The sequence below is a fragment of the Arthrobacter sp. 10T44 genome (genome assembly GCF_056393885.1).
In genome coordinates this window covers 177,335-192,219 of record NZ_JBFTGT010000002.1, presented here as the reverse complement: position 1 = coordinate 192,219, position 14,885 = coordinate 177,335, and the positions used below count along the sequence as shown (strand labels likewise).

Genomic DNA, 14,885 nt, shown 5'->3' with positions numbered 1-14,885 from the left:
ACGCGGTGGCGTCCGGGTCCTGGTGGGCCCCCCGGTCTTCAAAACCGGTGAGGCTGAGTATCTCGGCCTGGCGGGTTCGATTCCCGTCCGCCTCCGCCAACCACCGTCACGCAATGCCGCGGAAGGAAGAGGGACTGTGTGGACCAGGTCGATCCCCGCCGCCTGATTCCGCGCACCGACGATCTGCTGGCATTGCCGGCCGTCCGCGCGGCCCGGAGTCGTCTGAGTGCACAACTCATCGGTGAACTCGTCCGGCAAACCCAGGAGCGGGCGCGGCGCGGTGAACTCGCTCCCGGCCAGGTGGAACCGGCCCTGCTCTCCGCCGTCGCCGCACGCAGGGCGACCACCCTGCGCCCGGTGCTCAACGCAACCGGCGTAGTCGTCCACACCAACCTCGGCCGCGCCCCGCTGTCCGCGGCCGCGGTCGAAGCTCTTGTCGCAGCCAGCGGCTACGTCGACGTGGAGCTCGACCTGGCAACCGGCAGCCGCGCCCGCCGCGGCGCCGGTGCCCGGGCCGCATTGCTCGCCGCCTGTCCCGCTGCCGAGGACGCTCTGGTGGTCAACAACGGGGCTGCGGCGCTGGTGCTGGCCACCACGGCCCTCGCCGCCGGCCGGGAGGTGGTGGTGAGCCGCGGCGAACTGGTTGAGATCGGTGCCGGCTTCCGGCTTCCCGACCTGATCGAATCAACGGGCGCGACACTGCACGAGGTGGGCACGACCAACCGCACGCACCTGCGGGACTACGCCGACGCCATCGGACCAGCCACCGGCTTCCTCCTCAAGGTCCACCCGAGCAACTTCCGGGTGGACGGATTCACCTCCGCTGTTCCATTGGACGAACTGAGCAGGCTCGCCGCGGTGCACGGGGTCGCCCTCGTGGCCGATCTCGGCAGTGGACTGCTGGCGCCCGATCCGCTTCTTCCCGCAGAACCGGACGCTGCCACCGCGCTGGCCAGCGGGGCCGACGTCGTGATCGCCAGCGGCGACAAACTCCTGGGCGGACCACAGGCCGGTCTGCTGCTCGGCCGGACGGAGATCATCTCGCGGCTGGCACGCCACCCGCTGGCCCGAGCAGTGCGGGCCGATAAACTGGCCCTCGCGGCGCTGGAGGCGACGGTCGCGGGTGAAGCACCGCCGGTTGTCCGGACCCTGCACGCGGACCCGGAGTGGTTGCGGAACCGTACCGGCCGACTGGCCGCGGCACTCGGGGTACCGGTCGTCGCGCACGACGGCCGGGTCGGCGGCGGCGGAGCGCCCGGCGTGGCACTGCAGGGGTGGGCGCTCCGGCTACCCGAAGCGCTCGCGGCGCCCCTGCGAACCGGCGACCCGGCCGTGCTCCCGCGCGTCCATGACGGCTCCTGCCTGCTCGATCTGCGCTGCGTGCCCGAAGAGGACGATGACCGGATACTCGACGCGGTGCGCCAGGCGCTGGCGACCCTCACGGATTCGGATGCAGGCAGGGCGGGCTGAACCGTGCATGTCGTTGCCACCGCCGGACACGTCGATTGCGGCAAGAGTACGCTGGTGCGCGCGCTTACCGGCATGGAACCGGATCGCTGGGAGGAAGAGCGGCGCCGTGGACTGACCATTGACCTGGGCTACGCCTGGACCACGTTGCCTTCCGGGCAGGATGTTGCCTTCGTGGACGTACCGGGCCACGAACGATTCCTCGGGAACATGCTCGCCGGAATCGGACCCGCTCCCGTCGTCTGCTTCGTCGTCGCTGCCGATGAAGGCTGGCAGGCGCAGTCAAGCGACCACCGGGACGCCGTCGCGGCGCTGGGCATCGAGTACGGCGTCGTAGTCATCAGCCGCACCGACCGGGCACCCGGGCAGGTTGGTGAAGTGCTCGCCCGGACGCGCAGAGAGCTGGCCGGGACAGGCCTGGCGGATGCGCCCGCAGTGGCTGTGTCTGCCATCGAGGGCACCGGGCTGACCGAACTGCGTGCCACGCTCGACGGCGTTCTGGCCGGGGTGCCCGCCCCCGCCACTACAGGCCGGCTCCGGCTGTGGGTGGACCGCTCGTTTACCATCAAGGGTGCCGGAACCGTGGTAACCGGAACTTTGGCAGCGGGAACCCTTGCTCAAGGTGACCGGCTGGAGCTGCTTGGCCACGATGGCTCGCGGTCCGTCGTGGTCCGCGGCCTGCAAAGCCGCGACACGTCGTACTCCTCGCTGGGGCCGGTCAACCGGGTGGCACTGAACCTGCGCGATGTTTCCGCCGCCGACGTCCGACGGGGAGACGCGTTGCTGACCCCCGACGCGTGGCCCGTCACGGGCGTCCTGGGCATCCAGCGCACAACCGGCGTGGCCTACACGGACGTACCGGAGCAGCTCATGGTGCATGCCGGAACCGCTGCCGTGCCGGCCCGGCTGCGTCCCTTCGGTGCCGACCATGCCCGGCTTGTCCTGGACCGGCGCCTGCCGCTCGTTCTCGGAGACCGTCTGGTGCTGAGGGACCCCGGGACCCGCTCGGTGCTGGGCGGCGCGCAGGTGCTCGACGCCGATCCGCCGGCCTTGCGGCGGCGCGGGGACGGCGTCCACTGGGCTGAGCGGCTCGCAGGCATGGACGCCGCCGGAGACGTGCTTGGGGAAGTGGCAGGCCGCGGGGCCGTGCAGGAAGAGCACCTGCGTCGGCTCGGGCTATTGTCTGCGCACGAGGCGGCGCCACCCGGCGTCCAGGTTCTCGGCGACTGGTGGGTGCACGCTCCCCTCTTCGAGGCATGGCAGCGTCGGCTGCGTACGGCGCTCGGGGAACTGCAGGAGCGCGATCCTCTCGCACCGGGCCTTTCCCGGGGCGCGGCCCGGGACCTTCTCAAACTGCCCGATGAGCGGCTTCTTGACCCGGTCATCCGCGAAGCAAGTCTCGAACAGGAGGGCGGCCACGTCCGGCTGCCAGGGACCCAAGGCAACCTGGGCGCCGCCGGGCCGGCGGTCGCCGAGCTGGAGCGCAGGCTCACTGAAAACGCCTTCCATGCCCCGGAAACCAATGAGCTGGCCGCATTGGGCCTGGGCGCCCGGGAGCTCGCTGCCGGCGAGCGCACCGGGCGGCTCTTGCGGTTGCGCGACGGGGTGGTGCTGCTGCCTACGGCCCCGGCCCTGGCGATGCGCGAACTGGCCCGCTTGGAGCAGCCCTTCACCACCAGCCAGGCACGCCAGGCCCTCGGCACAACTCGACGGGTCGCGGTCCCCTTGCTTGAATATCTGGACTCGCGCGGCTGGACCCGGCGTCTGGATGCCGGTCACCGCACCGTGATGCGGTGACCCCCGGGCTTTTAGCCTCTCGCCCCCAAAGGCCGCGAGTCCTACTGTGGAACCATGGACGCCGCAGCCGCCAACGCCTTGGCCATTCCGCAGGTCTCAGTGCACCGTCCCACTACGGTCGCTGAAGACACCATCACCCTCGCCGCCGGGGTCTGGCTCCTCGGCGGGACGTACGTGGACGGCTGGGCCCACAACAACCTCCACGACCTTGAGACCTTCTTCACGCCTTGGCACGCGGTCCTCTACTCGGGCTTTGCTGCCTGCGCCCTCTGGGTCGCCGCCCTGACGTGGCGCCGGCACGCACCGGGCATGCGGTGGACGGAAGCGATCCCGGCCGGCTACGGACCCGCCGCTGCAGGCGTCTTCCTCTTCCTTGCCTCCGGGGTGGCCGACTTCGCCTGGCATTCGGTCTTCGGAATTGAGCAGAACCTCAAGGCGCTGTTCAGCCCGTCCCATCTGGGACTTGCTGCGGGCGCATTCCTGATCCTCAGCGCGCCGTTTTCCGCCGCATGGCACGCGCCAGAGCGGTCACGGCCACAGCTGGTGCCGGCCGTCGTGAGCGCGATGCTTTCGGGCATGGTTGCGGCGTTCATCCTGCAGGAATTCGCTGTCTTCGCGCGCCATGGCCTCGTCCAGACGTACACCGGCTCCGCAGCCCAGCCCGCGGTGACGGCTCCGACGTCGTCGGCCATCCTGGTCGCCTTGGGATCGTTCTTCGTCTCAACGGCCGTGCTCTTCGTGCCCGTCCTGTTGCTGTCGCTGCGCTGGCACCTGAACGCAGCGGTGCCCGCGGCCATGGCACTCGTACCCTCCGTAGCGATGCAGCTTATGGTCGCGATGCGGGACGCCTGGCTCGTGCCGGTGGCCCTCGTCGGTTCCCTGCTCGTGGGAGTGGTGTGGGCGGCGGTCCGCCCGGCCCCGGGCCACCAGGCAAGGCTCATGACCGCGGCAGCACTCTCGCCCGTCGTGTTCTGGGCCGCCTACTTCGCCGGTGTGGCACTCCACGATGGGGCCCTCAGCTTCTCCGCCGAGATTTGGGGCGGGACGCTCGCCTGGACTGGGCTCGAGATGCTGGGGCTGGCTTTGCTCGCGCTCAAAGGGGGCGCTCCGGCACGCGTACAGCATCAGCCAACCACGCCACTAATTCAGCAGTCTCCCAGGGGGAAGCTGCCACGCGGGGTCAGCGCCAGCCGAGCTGCGGCGCCACATACTTCAGAATCGACTCGATGACGTGGGCGTTGTAGTCGACACCGAGCTGGTTCGGGACCGTGAGCAGTAGGGTGTCTGCCGTGGCGACCGCCTCGTCCTCCGCCAGCTTCGCGGCCAGCTCATCCGGGGCACCCGCATAGGACCGGCCAAATACCGCGCGCGTATTCTCGTCGATGTTGCCCACCTGGTCCGAGCTGCGGCGGTCGCGGCCGAAGTATTGCCAGTCGCGCTCGTCCGTCAGGGCGAAGATGCTACGGCTGACCGAAACGCGCGGCTCCCGCTCGTGCCCCGCCTCCTTCCAGGCCTGCCGGTAGAGCTCGATCTGCTCGGCCTGCTGGACGTGGAAGGGCTTGCCGCTCTCGTCATCCTTGAGCGTGGAGCTCTGCAGGTTCATGCCGAGCTTCGCCGCCCAGATAGCCGTGGCGTTCGAGCCGGAACCCCACCAGATGCGCTCACGCAGGCCCTCCGAATGCGGCTCCACGCGCAGCAGGCCCGGAGGGTTCGGGAACATCGGGCGGGGGCTCGGCGCCGCGAAACCCTCGCCAGTGAGCACCTCGAGCAGGCGCTCGGTGTGCCTGCGGCCCATATCGGCGTCCGACTCGCCCTCGGCGGGGGCGAAGCCGAAGTGACGCCACCCGTCGATGACCTGCTCGGGTGAACCCCTACTTATGCCCAGCTGCAGCCGGCCGCCCGAGATCAGATCGGCCGCACCGGCGTCCTCCGCCATGTAGAGCGGGTTCTCGTAGCGCATGTCGATCACGCCGGTACCAATCTCGATGCGGCTGGTCCGTGCCCCGATGGCGGCGAGCAACGGGAATGGGGAGGCGTACTGCCGCGCGAAGTGGTGGACGCGGAAGTACGCGCCGTCCGCCCCCAGCTCCTCGGCCGCGACCGCAAGATCGATCGCCTGCAACAGCGCGTCCGACGCGCTGCGCGTGCCGGACTCCGGGTGGTCGGTCCAATGGCCAAAGGACAGGAATCCGATGTTTTTCACACCACGGTCCAACCTCTTGTTAGGGGTTCTTATTCCCGCGGGGCCCCAGCCTCGCACCTCAGCCCGCGGCACGGGCCGACTCCGCCGCGAGAGGCCGGGCATGGCCGTATTGCGTGATTGACGTGTATTGACATGATTCCCTCCATGCCCTTGGAATGATGACCAAAATAGCTCATGGTTCCGCTTGGGGGTGGAACGACAGACGGATCAGCAGGCAGAGCGAGGAAAACCGTGACGCAGTGTGAAATCCCCGATGACGGCGTTCCGATCTGCCAACGGGTCCTAAATCCGAGCGCTTCCCCTGCAACGCTTACGATCAACGAATTACTACTTGAGAGCCGCATGGGGCTCGAGCGTGTTCACGCTTCGGATCTTGAGCGAGAGATGGCAGCGGGCGCCCTCGTTGTCGACACGCGGCCGGTCGATCAGCGAGACCGCGACGGTGATCTTCCGGGAGCGGTCGTTATTGACCGAAACGTTCTCGAGTGGCGGCTGGACCCTTCCAGCCCCCACCGGCTCCCGATCGCTGACAACCCCGCACGGCGGATCGTGGTGGTCTGCAATGAAGGTTACAGCTCCAGTCTCGCTGCACACACCCTGCGACGGCTGGGACTGACCCGCGCGACCGACCTTATCGGCGGTTTCCAAGCCTGGGCAGCGTTGCGCAAATAGTCCCCTAAACAAGCTGCCGGCGTCGGGAGTCGGCAGGGCTGATGACCACCGCGCATCGCGCGGTAGCTCTTCGTCCTCAGGTTGGAGCAGCGCGCCGTTGGTGGTCTACCACGCGGAGCCCGGTAGCGCGTCGGCTGATGCTCACCCGAAGCGCGCGCTGCTGCGGCTCATCCGGAGGGCTCGAGCGCGCCGTTCCGCCGGTGCTTGCTGGACCCGGCTTGGTGGTCTCGTCCTTGCTCCCACACGGAGGTCAGTGCCCGCAGAGGACCGGCCAAGCCCTCGATGGCCCAGGCCGGGGCTTCAGCGAGTAGGGCATCTTCGAGGGCGAGCTGGGCGGGAATCACCTCGTCCACGAGCGCGGCGCCAGTGTCGGTGAGGACGAGCAGGGACGAGCGGCCGTCGGCCGGGTTGGCCGTCCGGCTCAGCAGTCCCCGAGCCTGGAGGGCGTTCAGCCGCATGGTGATCGCCGAGCGCGGGGCAAGCAGCGTCTGGGCCAGCGTCGTTGGGCTCAGAGGTTCGCCCGTACGGCGCAGCGCGGAAAGCACGTCCAACTCGCCGCGGGTGAGCCCGTAGTCGGCGAGGAAGGCGTCACTGGCTTCGAGGATGAGGCGGGAAGCGCGCAGCACGCGGTGGATCACCCCGAGGCTGGTGAAGCTCAGGTCCGGGCGCAGCAGGGCCCACTCACGCTGCATCCGGTCTACGACGTCGCCATGCGCGGGCAGGCTGTCTGCGTCCTGGTCCATCCGGCTCCTCCGCGCCTCCGTGGCGGTCGCCTCGGTCAACTCAATAGTAGTTCATACGTGTAGTAACCTTGAGGTACTTCATTCCTGTACCACCGCGGAAGGTTAGAATGACGCAGGCCACCCCCACGCGGTCCTGGTGGGCGGCAGTCTTCGATCTGGGCCCGCATGCCGGCGCCCATTGGACCGCCCTGCGCGCAAGCCTGGCGATCTTCGTACCGCTGGTGGCTTGCTTGGCGTCCGGTGGCGGCGACCTGCTGCTGTATGCGGCGATCGGCGCCTTCACCGCACTGTACGGCCGACACGAGCCGGCTCGGGTACGCCTAGCCATGCAGGCGCAGGCGGGCGTGGTGCTGGTGGTCGGCGTCGTCGTCGGCGCCCTAGTCGCGACCGTCCCGTTCCGGCTCTGGCTGCTCGTCCCGGTCGCGGCCGCCTGGGCCTGCGTCGCGGTAGTGCTAGCCGAGCTAGGCCGATGGCATCCGGCCGGAGCTCTCAACCCGGTCTTCGCTCTCACAGCCTCGGCCACGGTCCCGATCGCGCTGAGCGCGGTGCCCGCAGCCGCCCTCGCTGCGGCTGGCGCGGCCGTCTTTGCGCTGCTGCTCGCCCTCCCGGGTCGCACCGCCCGCGACGGCGGCCTCCCGGTGCGGTATCGGCTGTCGTGGCGCGGCCTACGCCCGTCCGACCCGGTGGGCCGCCACGCCGCCCGCTATCTGCTCGGTATCGCCGCCGCCGCCCTCGCCGTCGCGACCAGCGGCATCGGCCACCCCTACTGGACCTTCGTCACGGCATCCGTCCCCATGTCGGCACCCGACCTGCACGCCAGCCTCACGCGCGCTGCCCAGCGGGTGATCGGCACCGCCGCCGGCCTCGGCGTCGCAGCCCTCGTCCTGGCCGCCCACCCCAGCAGCTATGCCGCGATCATCGTGATCGCCGTGCTCCAGGCGTGCACCGAGCTGACAACCGGGCGCAACTACAGCCTCGGCCTGGTCTTCTTCACCCCGATGGCCCTTCTGCTCGGCGATCTCATGCTGCCCGCCTCGATCGGCACCCTCCTGACTCAGCGCGCCCTCGAGACCGTCGTTGGCCTCAGCATCGCCTTAGCCGCCACTGTCATCACCCACGAAAGGCGCACTCGTACGAGCCAGACCCCACCGCGCGATCATGTGCCGACCACGTGTAAAGGCGGCCGCGTGGAGGCGAACCGGCCCACAGCCGCGGGGCTCCTTGTCGCGGGCGTGTTCAGTAGAGGCTCGATCAACGGCAGATGAGTGCACTCACAACCCGAATAGGGACACACCCAGTAAGACTGCGAAGAGAACTGGCTCTTTACGGATGGGACAGCTACTTCTGGAGAGAGTCGGGTGGACGGCTGTAAGGCCGCCCGCGACGGCACCACGTGCGGGTGCCGTTCCGAATGAGAATGCAAGGATGACCGCTGGAATGATGAGGGCGAGTGCTGTCGAGCAAAGCCCATGCCGCGCTCGCCGCATTCCCTTCCGCCGGACCGGGTGCGGGGTCGTCCTTTGCTGACCAGAGGGTAGAAGAATAAGAATCGTCCCCGGTTGTGGACAGCGCACAGGATCCGGGGGCCGTATGCGCTGCTTCTTCGGCGCCGTCGTGTCCTCCGTCAATATTGCATCGATCGCCCTCGTCCGGACAGCCCAATACACACTGCCGGGGTGCGCATTGACCCTATCCCTCTCCAGCGCTCCTTAAAGTCGCCCGGCCGCGTCCGGGTCATACCTGAGCTGCCGGGCATACGCTGAGGTGATTGAGGCTTTACGAAAGGATGAACAAACGACCGGGAGCAGCGAAGACAGCTTCAACGGCTTTATAGTTCCGAACCCGCCAAGTTCAGCGACGACGTGCCGGGCGACGTCGGCGACGAAGCGAACGAGATCCGCTTCAGCGAAGAGGAAGCCCTGATCGAGGAACAAGCCCACGGCATCTTTCCGGATACTTACCGCGTCGCCGGAATGCCCAATATGTCCGAGGCGATCGGGAACATCGACCTGCCCCCGGAGGACCTCGGCGCAACACCAGACAGCGACGCCAGCGACGGTCCCCTGCACGGCGGCGCCGACGAGTAGCTCCTCCACCACAGCGCATTTATAGGACCGGGCCAGGCCGGAATGGCTGCTCCCGCTGGGAGGGCGCTAGGCGGCGTCAAGTCAGGTGGGCGTCAACGGGATGCGGCGAATCCAGGGCGGTCTTCCATGCTGCGGTGTTCGTCTTGGGGTAAGATCCCGGCCAGGATCCGGTCGGATTCCGCCTGTGCCGCGACATCGAAGGCTCCGCCTGTGATCAGCAACTCGTTGGCTCCGGAGGTCGCGAGTAGGTGCTGGACTTGGGTCCGCACCTCGGAGGCCGTGCCGTAGAGCGATGTGGACAGGCTCCTTTCGACCGCTTCCTTTTCCCGGCGAGTCAGCCCGGCCCACTCGGTCGGACCCACGGGCGCCAAGGCAGCGAATTCGCCGGTGGTCCTGGATCGGGCCTGCGCGACGGCTTCGGGCAGAAGCAGTTCCCTCGCTGCCTGGCGGGTGGCGGCCACTGCTACGTTGGCGGAAACCAGGATATAGGGCCGCTCGAACCAGCGTGATGGACGGAACTGTGAGCGGTACCTTTCCAGCGCCGGGAGTGTGCCGTTCTGATCCGTCCGGAACACGGCCGGCCCGCCCAGCACCACAGCCAGGCCGGCACGGGCTGCAATATCGATTCCCGAACCGGTGGCCAGCACGAATACCGGTGTAGCCGAATCGTTCCGCGGCCGGGCAGTGATGGGCGCGGCTCCGGACAGGTAAGCCAGCAGTTGGGCCAGCTGCTCTTCAAACCGCTCCGCGTCCTGTTTCCCGGCGCCCAGCGCATTCCGGACTGCCGGGGTGAAACCGACAGACCGGCCGACGCCCAGGTCGATCCGTGCGGGATGCAGAGCCTCCAGCGTGGCCGCCTGTTCGGCCACCACGAGTGGTTGGTGGTTGGGGAGCATGATGCCTCCTGAACCGACCCGGATGGAATGCGTCCGGGCAGCAACGGCGGCCATCAGCACGGCCGGAACGGAACCGGCAATGCCTGGCACCGCGTGGTGCTCTGCAACCCAGAAGCGGTGGTAACCCCATTCCTCGGCCCGCTGGGCCCGTTCCAGCACCCGGTTCAGGGCGTCCGCAGCAGGAAACCCGTCCCGTGCGTTGGCACGGTCGAGAATGGAAATCCGGGGAAGGGGAAGGGCCATACTCTTGGAACCACTCCGGGCGAGGAAGAATTCCGCTCCGGGACGCGGGTTCGGAGTCCGGGTCCCGGCACTGTCCAACCTCATGTGTGCGGACGGCCGAGGGCAGGTCCCCGGGTGCCTCGTTCTCGTGTTCTAAGTCGAAGCTGCGGTACCCACGGCCGAGGGGGCGGAGCGCGTGTGGATGTCTCGTCCCCTGGCCAGCTCAGTCAGCGCGTGGGCGTGTCCGTGGTCAATCTCGTGGTGAAAGACGACCGCGCCACTGCTACAAACCATGGACGAAGCTCACGAAGCGAGCCCTGCACGATTCATCGCGCAGGGCTCGCTTCAGTGACACCTACTTGGAGGAATGCCAACTAGCTTCCGATCTCACAAGGACCTAGAAGTCCCAGTCATCATCCTCAGTGTTAACAGCCTTGCCGATCACATACGACGACCCCGACCCGGAGAAGAAGTCGTGGTTCTCGTCCGCGTTGGGTGACAGGGCCGAGAGGATCGCCGGGTTCACGTCGGTGACGGAGGCCGGGAACATGGCCTCGTAGCCCAGATTCATCAGCGCCTTGTTGGCGTTGTAGTGCAAGAACTTCTTGACGTCCTCGGCCAGGCCGACGGAGTCGTAAAGGTCGTGCGTGTACTGGACTTCGTTCTCGTACAGCTCGAAGAGGAGCTCGAACGTGTAGTCCTTGATCTCCTGCTTGCGCTCCTCGGAGAGACCTTCCAGGCCCTTCTGGAACTTGTAGCCGATGTAGTAGCCGTGCACGGCTTCGTCGCGGATGATCAGGCGGATCAGGTCGGCCGTGTTCGTCAGCTTGGCCCGTGAGGACCAGTACATCGGAAGGTAGAAGCCGGAGTAGAACAGGAAGCTCTCCAGCAGCGTGGAAGCCACCTTGCGCTTCAGCGGGTCGTCGCCCTGGTAGTAGTCCATGACGATCTGGGCCTTCTTCTGAAGGTTCTCGTTCTCGGTGGACCAGCGGAACGCCTCGTCGATCTCCTTGGTGGAGGCCAGCGTGGAGAAGATGGAGGAGTAGCTCTTGGCGTGCACGGACTCCATGAACGCGATGTTCGTGTAGACAGCCTCTTCGTGCGGGGTAAGGGCGTCCGGAATGAGCGAGACGGCGCCGACGGTGCCCTGGATGGTGTCCAGCAGGGTCAGGCCGGTAAACACGCGCATGGTGAGCTGCTGCTCGTCCGGGGTAAGCGTCGCCCACGACTGCACGTCGTTGGACAGCGGCACCTTCTCCGGCAGCCAGAAGTTGTTGACCAGGCGGTTCCAGACGTCAACGTCCTTGTCGTCCTGGATCCGGTTCCAGTTGATCGCCTCGACGTGGCTAAGCAGCTTGACCTTCTCGGTCATGTCATCCCCTCAATGTTGGGTTGTTCTCTAAGTTAAAGCGTACGACGGCGGGCGGGCGCCCGCCGTCGTACTCAAGCCTTCAGCGGCTGGTTACAGCATGCAGCTGACGCAGCCCTCTACCTCGGTCCCTTCCAGCGCGAGCTGGCGGAGACGGATGTAGTAGATGGTCTTGATGCCCTTCTTCCAGGCGTAGATCTGGGCCTTGTTGATGTCGCGCGTGGTGGCGGTGTCCTTGAAGAACAGCGTCAGGGACAGGCCCTGGTCCACGTGCTGCGTGGCGGCGGCGTAGGTGTCAATGACCTTCTCGTAGCCGATCTCGTACGCATCCTGGTAGTACTCCAGGTTGTCGTTGGTCAGGTACGGCGCCGGGTAGTACACGCGGCCCAGCTTGCCTTCCTTGCGGATTTCGATCTTGGACGCCACCGGGTGGATCGAGGAGGTGGAGTTGTTGATGTAAGAGATCGAGCCGGTCGGCGGGACGGCCTGCAGGTTCTGGTTGTAGATGCCGTGCTCCATGACGGAAGCCTTCAGCTCGCGCCAGTCATCCTGGGTGGGGATGTGGATGTGCGCGAACAGCTCGGCGACCTTCGCCGTCTGCGGGACCCATTCCCGGTCCGTGTACTTGTCGAAGAACTCCCCGGACGCGTACTTGGACTTCTCGAAGCCGCCGAAGGTCTGGCCGGTCTGGATGGCCAGCAGGTTCGAGGCCCGGACAGCGTGGTAGACCACCGAGTAGAAGTAGATGTTGGTGAAGTCCAGGCCCTCTTCGGACCCGTAGTGGACCCGCTCGCGGGCCAGGTAGCCGTGCAGGTTCATCTGGCCGAGGCCGATCGCGTGGCTCTGGTCGTTGCCGCGGGCAATCGAGGGCACGGAGGTGATATTAGACATGTCCGAGACTGCCGAGAGCGAGCGGATGGCCGTCTCGATGGTCAGGCCGAAGTCCGGCGAGTCCATGGCCTTGGCGATGTTCATCGAACCCAGGTTGCAGGAGATGTCCTTGCCGGTCTGGTCGTAGGACAGGTCATCGTGGTACGTCGTCGGCTGGGAGACCTGGAGGATCTCCGAGCACAGGTTGGACATGATGATCTTGCCGTCGATCGGGTTTTCCCGGTTCACGGTGTCCTCGAACATGATGTACGGGTAGCCGGATTCGAACTGGATCTCGGCGAGGGTCTGGAAGAACTCGCGGGCCTTGATCTTGGTCTTCTTGATCCGGGAATCGTCCACCATCTCGTAGTACTTCTCGGTGACCGAGACGTCGGAGAACGGCATGCCGTAGACCTTTTCGACGTCGTACGGCGAGAACAGGTACATGTCCTCGTCCTTCTTGGCCAGCTCGAAGGTGATGTCCGGGATGACGACACCCAGGGAGAGGGTCTTGATGCGGATTTTCTCGTCCGCGTTCTCGCGCTTGGTGTCCAGGAAGCGGTAGATGTCCGGGTGGTGGGCGTGCAGGTACACCGCGCCGGCACCCTGGCGGGCACCGAGCTGGTTGGCGTAGGAGAAGCTGTCCTCGAGGAGCTTCATCACGGGGATGACGCCGGAGGACTGGTTCTCGATCTGCTTGATCGGCGCGCCGACCTCGCGGATGTTGGTCAGTGCGAACGCGACGCCGCCGCCGCGCTTGGAGAGCTGCAGCGCGGAGTTGATGGACCGGCCGATCGACTCCATGTTGTCTTCGATGCGGAGCAGGAAGCAGGAGACCAGCTCGCCGCGCTGCTTCTTGCCCGCGTTCAGGAACGTGGGGGTGGCCGGCTGGAAGCGGCCTTCGATGATCTCGTCGACCATCTGCAGGGCAAGCTTCTCGTCGCCGCGGGCCAGGTGCAGGGCCACCATGCAGACGCGGTCCTCGTAGCGCTCCAGGAAGCGCTTTCCATCGAACGTCTTGAGCGTGTAGGAGGTATAGAACTTGAACGCGCCAAGGAAGGTCTCGAAGCGGAACTTCTTCTTGTAGGCGCGGTTGAACAGCTCGCGGATGAAGTTCATCGTGTACTGGTCGAGGGTTTCCCGCTCGTAGTACTCGTTCTTGACGAGGTAGTCGAGCTTTTCCTCGAGGTCGTGGAAGAACACGGTGTTGTTGTTCACGTGCTGCAGGAAGTACTGGTGGGCAGCCTCGCGGTCGGCCTCGAACTGGATCTCGCCGTTGGGGCCGTAGAGGTTCAGCATGGCGTTGAGCTCGTGGTAGCCCAGGCCCTGGTAGGCGGCCGGCATGGCCGGCTTCTCGCCAGCTACGGTGTGCTTCTCGACGGCGGTATTGCTGGCCTTACCGGCGGTGCCGTGGGAGTCCCCGGTCACTTCGGTGTCTGCGACAGTCGTGTCCAAAATTCTTCCAATCCTTGTTGTACTCGGCTGACGTCTTCCGGCGTCCCCATGAGTTCGAAACGATATAGGTGCGGGACCTGGCACTTGGCGGCGACGATGTCCCCGGCCATGCAGTAGTTGTCCCCAAAGTTCGTGTTGCCCGCCCCGATCACTCCACGGAGCTGTTGCCGGTTCCTCGGATCGTTCAGAAAGCGGATGACCTGCTTCGGAACCGATCCTTCTCCCCCGGTCCCCCCGTAGGTGGGAAGCACCAGCACGTAGGGCTCGGTCGCCACCAGCCCCGGTTCCCTCGCGTGGAGGGGGATGCGGGCGGCGTCGACACCCAGCTTCGCAACGAAGCGTTTGGTGTTCTCGGAGGTGGAGGAAAAGTAAATGAGGTGGCTGCTGGTGGTTCGGACCGGGTCCGGATCTCCGGCGCCTGCTGCCAGCGGCGTGTCAGCTGTTGCCGCTGTAACCGGTGCCATCGGAGTCACCTCATCTGACGTGCTTGTGCCGTGTGTTGGCTTTCAGGCGACCGCGACGGCGGCAGCCTGCGCCAGTTCTTCGATCTTGTCCGGGCGGAATCCGGACCAGTGGTCCTGGTCGGTGACGACGACCGGGGCCTGCATGTAGCCCAGGGACTTGAGGCGCTCAAGGGCCTCGGCATCCTGGGAGATGTCGACGCTCTGGTAGGCGATGCCCTTCTTGTCGAGAGCGCGGTAGGTGGCGTTGCACTGCACGCAAGCCGGCTTCGTGTAAACCGTAACGGTCATGTCCTTCAGTCCCCTTTGTTGAAATCTGTGGTTCGTGTCCGGTGGGGCCTGACCGGAACAGGAATCCTTATCCGTTACTGGCCTCGCCTGGCGGTCTGCAACCGCTCCGCTCGAACTGTATGTCGATACTACATGTAGTGCAAGAGTCCCGCGCGGACCCCAAGATGATGTATTACAAGTATGTCATTTAACCCACTTTTAATCCACAGCCCAGGGCCTTCAAAATGTCCGGATTTCAGCCGTTTTCGAGGACGAAATCCACACCCTGTGGAGTACTTAGCCACAATTAACCGCCCCGCGTGTCGCATTTTGGACGGCGTGTCGCAGGTGCGTCGCAGCAGGCCGCGGAGTG

General features: G+C 66.2%; 13 protein-coding genes and 1 tRNA gene. 7 read left to right on the top strand and 7 right to left on the bottom strand.

Translation table 11 applies throughout. The features are described from left to right. Window positions 1-4 precede the first annotated feature (4 nt). From AC1DBL_RS05410 to AC1DBL_RS05395, 4 genes are all read left to right on the top strand, one after another. Window positions 5-99: transfer RNA gene (locus AC1DBL_RS05410), tRNA-Sec, on the top strand. A gap of 39 nt (window positions 100-138) precedes the next feature. Next, window positions 139-1,470, top strand: a complete 1,332-nt coding sequence (gene selA, locus AC1DBL_RS05405) for an L-seryl-tRNA(Sec) selenium transferase (protein WP_476925627.1) — start codon at window positions 139-141, stop codon at window positions 1,468-1,470. Between the two features lie 3 nt (window positions 1,471-1,473). Beyond that, on the top strand, window positions 1,474-3,264 hold the full coding sequence (gene selB, locus AC1DBL_RS05400) for a selenocysteine-specific translation elongation factor (RefSeq protein WP_476925626.1): 1,791 nt from the start codon (window positions 1,474-1,476) through the stop codon (window positions 3,262-3,264). 54 nt (window positions 3,265-3,318) lie between these two features. Beyond that, window positions 3,319-4,494: a hypothetical protein gene (locus tag AC1DBL_RS05395; RefSeq protein WP_476925625.1), complete on the top strand. Its 1,176-nt coding sequence runs from the start codon at window positions 3,319-3,321 to the stop codon at window positions 4,492-4,494. Here the strand turns inward: AC1DBL_RS05395 and AC1DBL_RS05390 are convergent. Continuing rightward, window positions 4,445-5,467, bottom strand: a complete 1,023-nt coding sequence (locus AC1DBL_RS05390) for an LLM class flavin-dependent oxidoreductase (RefSeq protein WP_476892404.1) — start codon at window positions 5,465-5,467, stop codon at window positions 4,445-4,447. The two genes, AC1DBL_RS05395 and AC1DBL_RS05390, sit on opposite strands and share 50 nt — an antisense overlap. 174 nt (window positions 5,468-5,641) lie before the next feature. On the opposite strand from AC1DBL_RS05390, the gene AC1DBL_RS05385 reads away from it, so the two are divergent. Then, window positions 5,642-6,139 (top strand): rhodanese-like domain-containing protein, encoded by a 498-nt coding sequence (locus AC1DBL_RS05385; RefSeq protein WP_476925624.1) that lies wholly within the window; start codon window positions 5,642-5,644, stop codon window positions 6,137-6,139. Window positions 6,140-6,306: 167 nt separating this feature from the next. On the opposite strand, the gene AC1DBL_RS05380 is transcribed toward AC1DBL_RS05385, so the two are convergent. Then, window positions 6,307-6,882, bottom strand: coding sequence for a MarR family winged helix-turn-helix transcriptional regulator (locus AC1DBL_RS05380; protein WP_476925623.1), 576 nt, complete (start codon window positions 6,880-6,882; stop codon window positions 6,307-6,309). A 221-nt stretch (window positions 6,883-7,103) separates the two neighbouring features. Between AC1DBL_RS05380 and AC1DBL_RS05375 the strand changes: the two genes are divergently transcribed. Both AC1DBL_RS05375 and AC1DBL_RS05370 read left to right on the top strand, forming a co-directional pair. Continuing rightward, window positions 7,104-8,147 (top strand): FUSC family protein, encoded by a 1,044-nt coding sequence (locus AC1DBL_RS05375; protein WP_476925622.1) that lies wholly within the window; start codon window positions 7,104-7,106, stop codon window positions 8,145-8,147. A gap of 597 nt (window positions 8,148-8,744) precedes the next feature. Then, the gene (locus AC1DBL_RS05370) at window positions 8,745-8,969 is read left to right on the top strand and encodes a hypothetical protein (RefSeq protein ID WP_476925621.1); all 225 of its coding nucleotides are present in this window, start codon (window positions 8,745-8,747) and stop codon (window positions 8,967-8,969) included. Between the two features lie 92 nt (window positions 8,970-9,061). Here the strand turns inward: AC1DBL_RS05370 and AC1DBL_RS05365 are convergent, their stop codons facing one another. The 5 genes from AC1DBL_RS05365 to nrdH form a co-directional block, all read right to left on the bottom strand. Next, entirely contained in the window at window positions 9,062-10,108 is a 1,047-nt protein-coding gene (locus tag AC1DBL_RS05365) for an MsnO8 family LLM class oxidoreductase (RefSeq protein ID WP_476925620.1), read from the bottom strand. Window positions 10,109-10,484: 376 nt separating this feature from the next. Next, window positions 10,485-11,459, bottom strand: coding sequence for a class 1b ribonucleoside-diphosphate reductase subunit beta (gene nrdF, locus AC1DBL_RS05360; protein WP_018773326.1), 975 nt, complete (start codon window positions 11,457-11,459; stop codon window positions 10,485-10,487). Window positions 11,460-11,549: 90 nt separating this feature from the next. Next, a complete protein-coding gene (gene nrdE / locus AC1DBL_RS05355; RefSeq protein ID WP_441417869.1) occupies window positions 11,550-13,670 on the bottom strand; it encodes a class 1b ribonucleoside-diphosphate reductase subunit alpha in 2,121 nt (706 codons plus the stop codon). Between the two features lie 80 nt (window positions 13,671-13,750). Beyond that, window positions 13,751-14,245, bottom strand: coding sequence for a class Ib ribonucleoside-diphosphate reductase assembly flavoprotein NrdI (gene nrdI / locus AC1DBL_RS05350; protein WP_441417599.1), 495 nt, complete (start codon window positions 14,243-14,245; stop codon window positions 13,751-13,753). Between the two features lie 42 nt (window positions 14,246-14,287). Then, window positions 14,288-14,533 carry a glutaredoxin-like protein NrdH gene (gene nrdH, locus AC1DBL_RS05345; RefSeq protein WP_018773329.1) on the bottom strand — a complete coding sequence of 82 codons (246 nt, stop codon included), beginning with the start codon at window positions 14,531-14,533 and terminating at the stop codon, window positions 14,288-14,290. Window positions 14,534-14,885 lie beyond the last annotated feature (352 nt).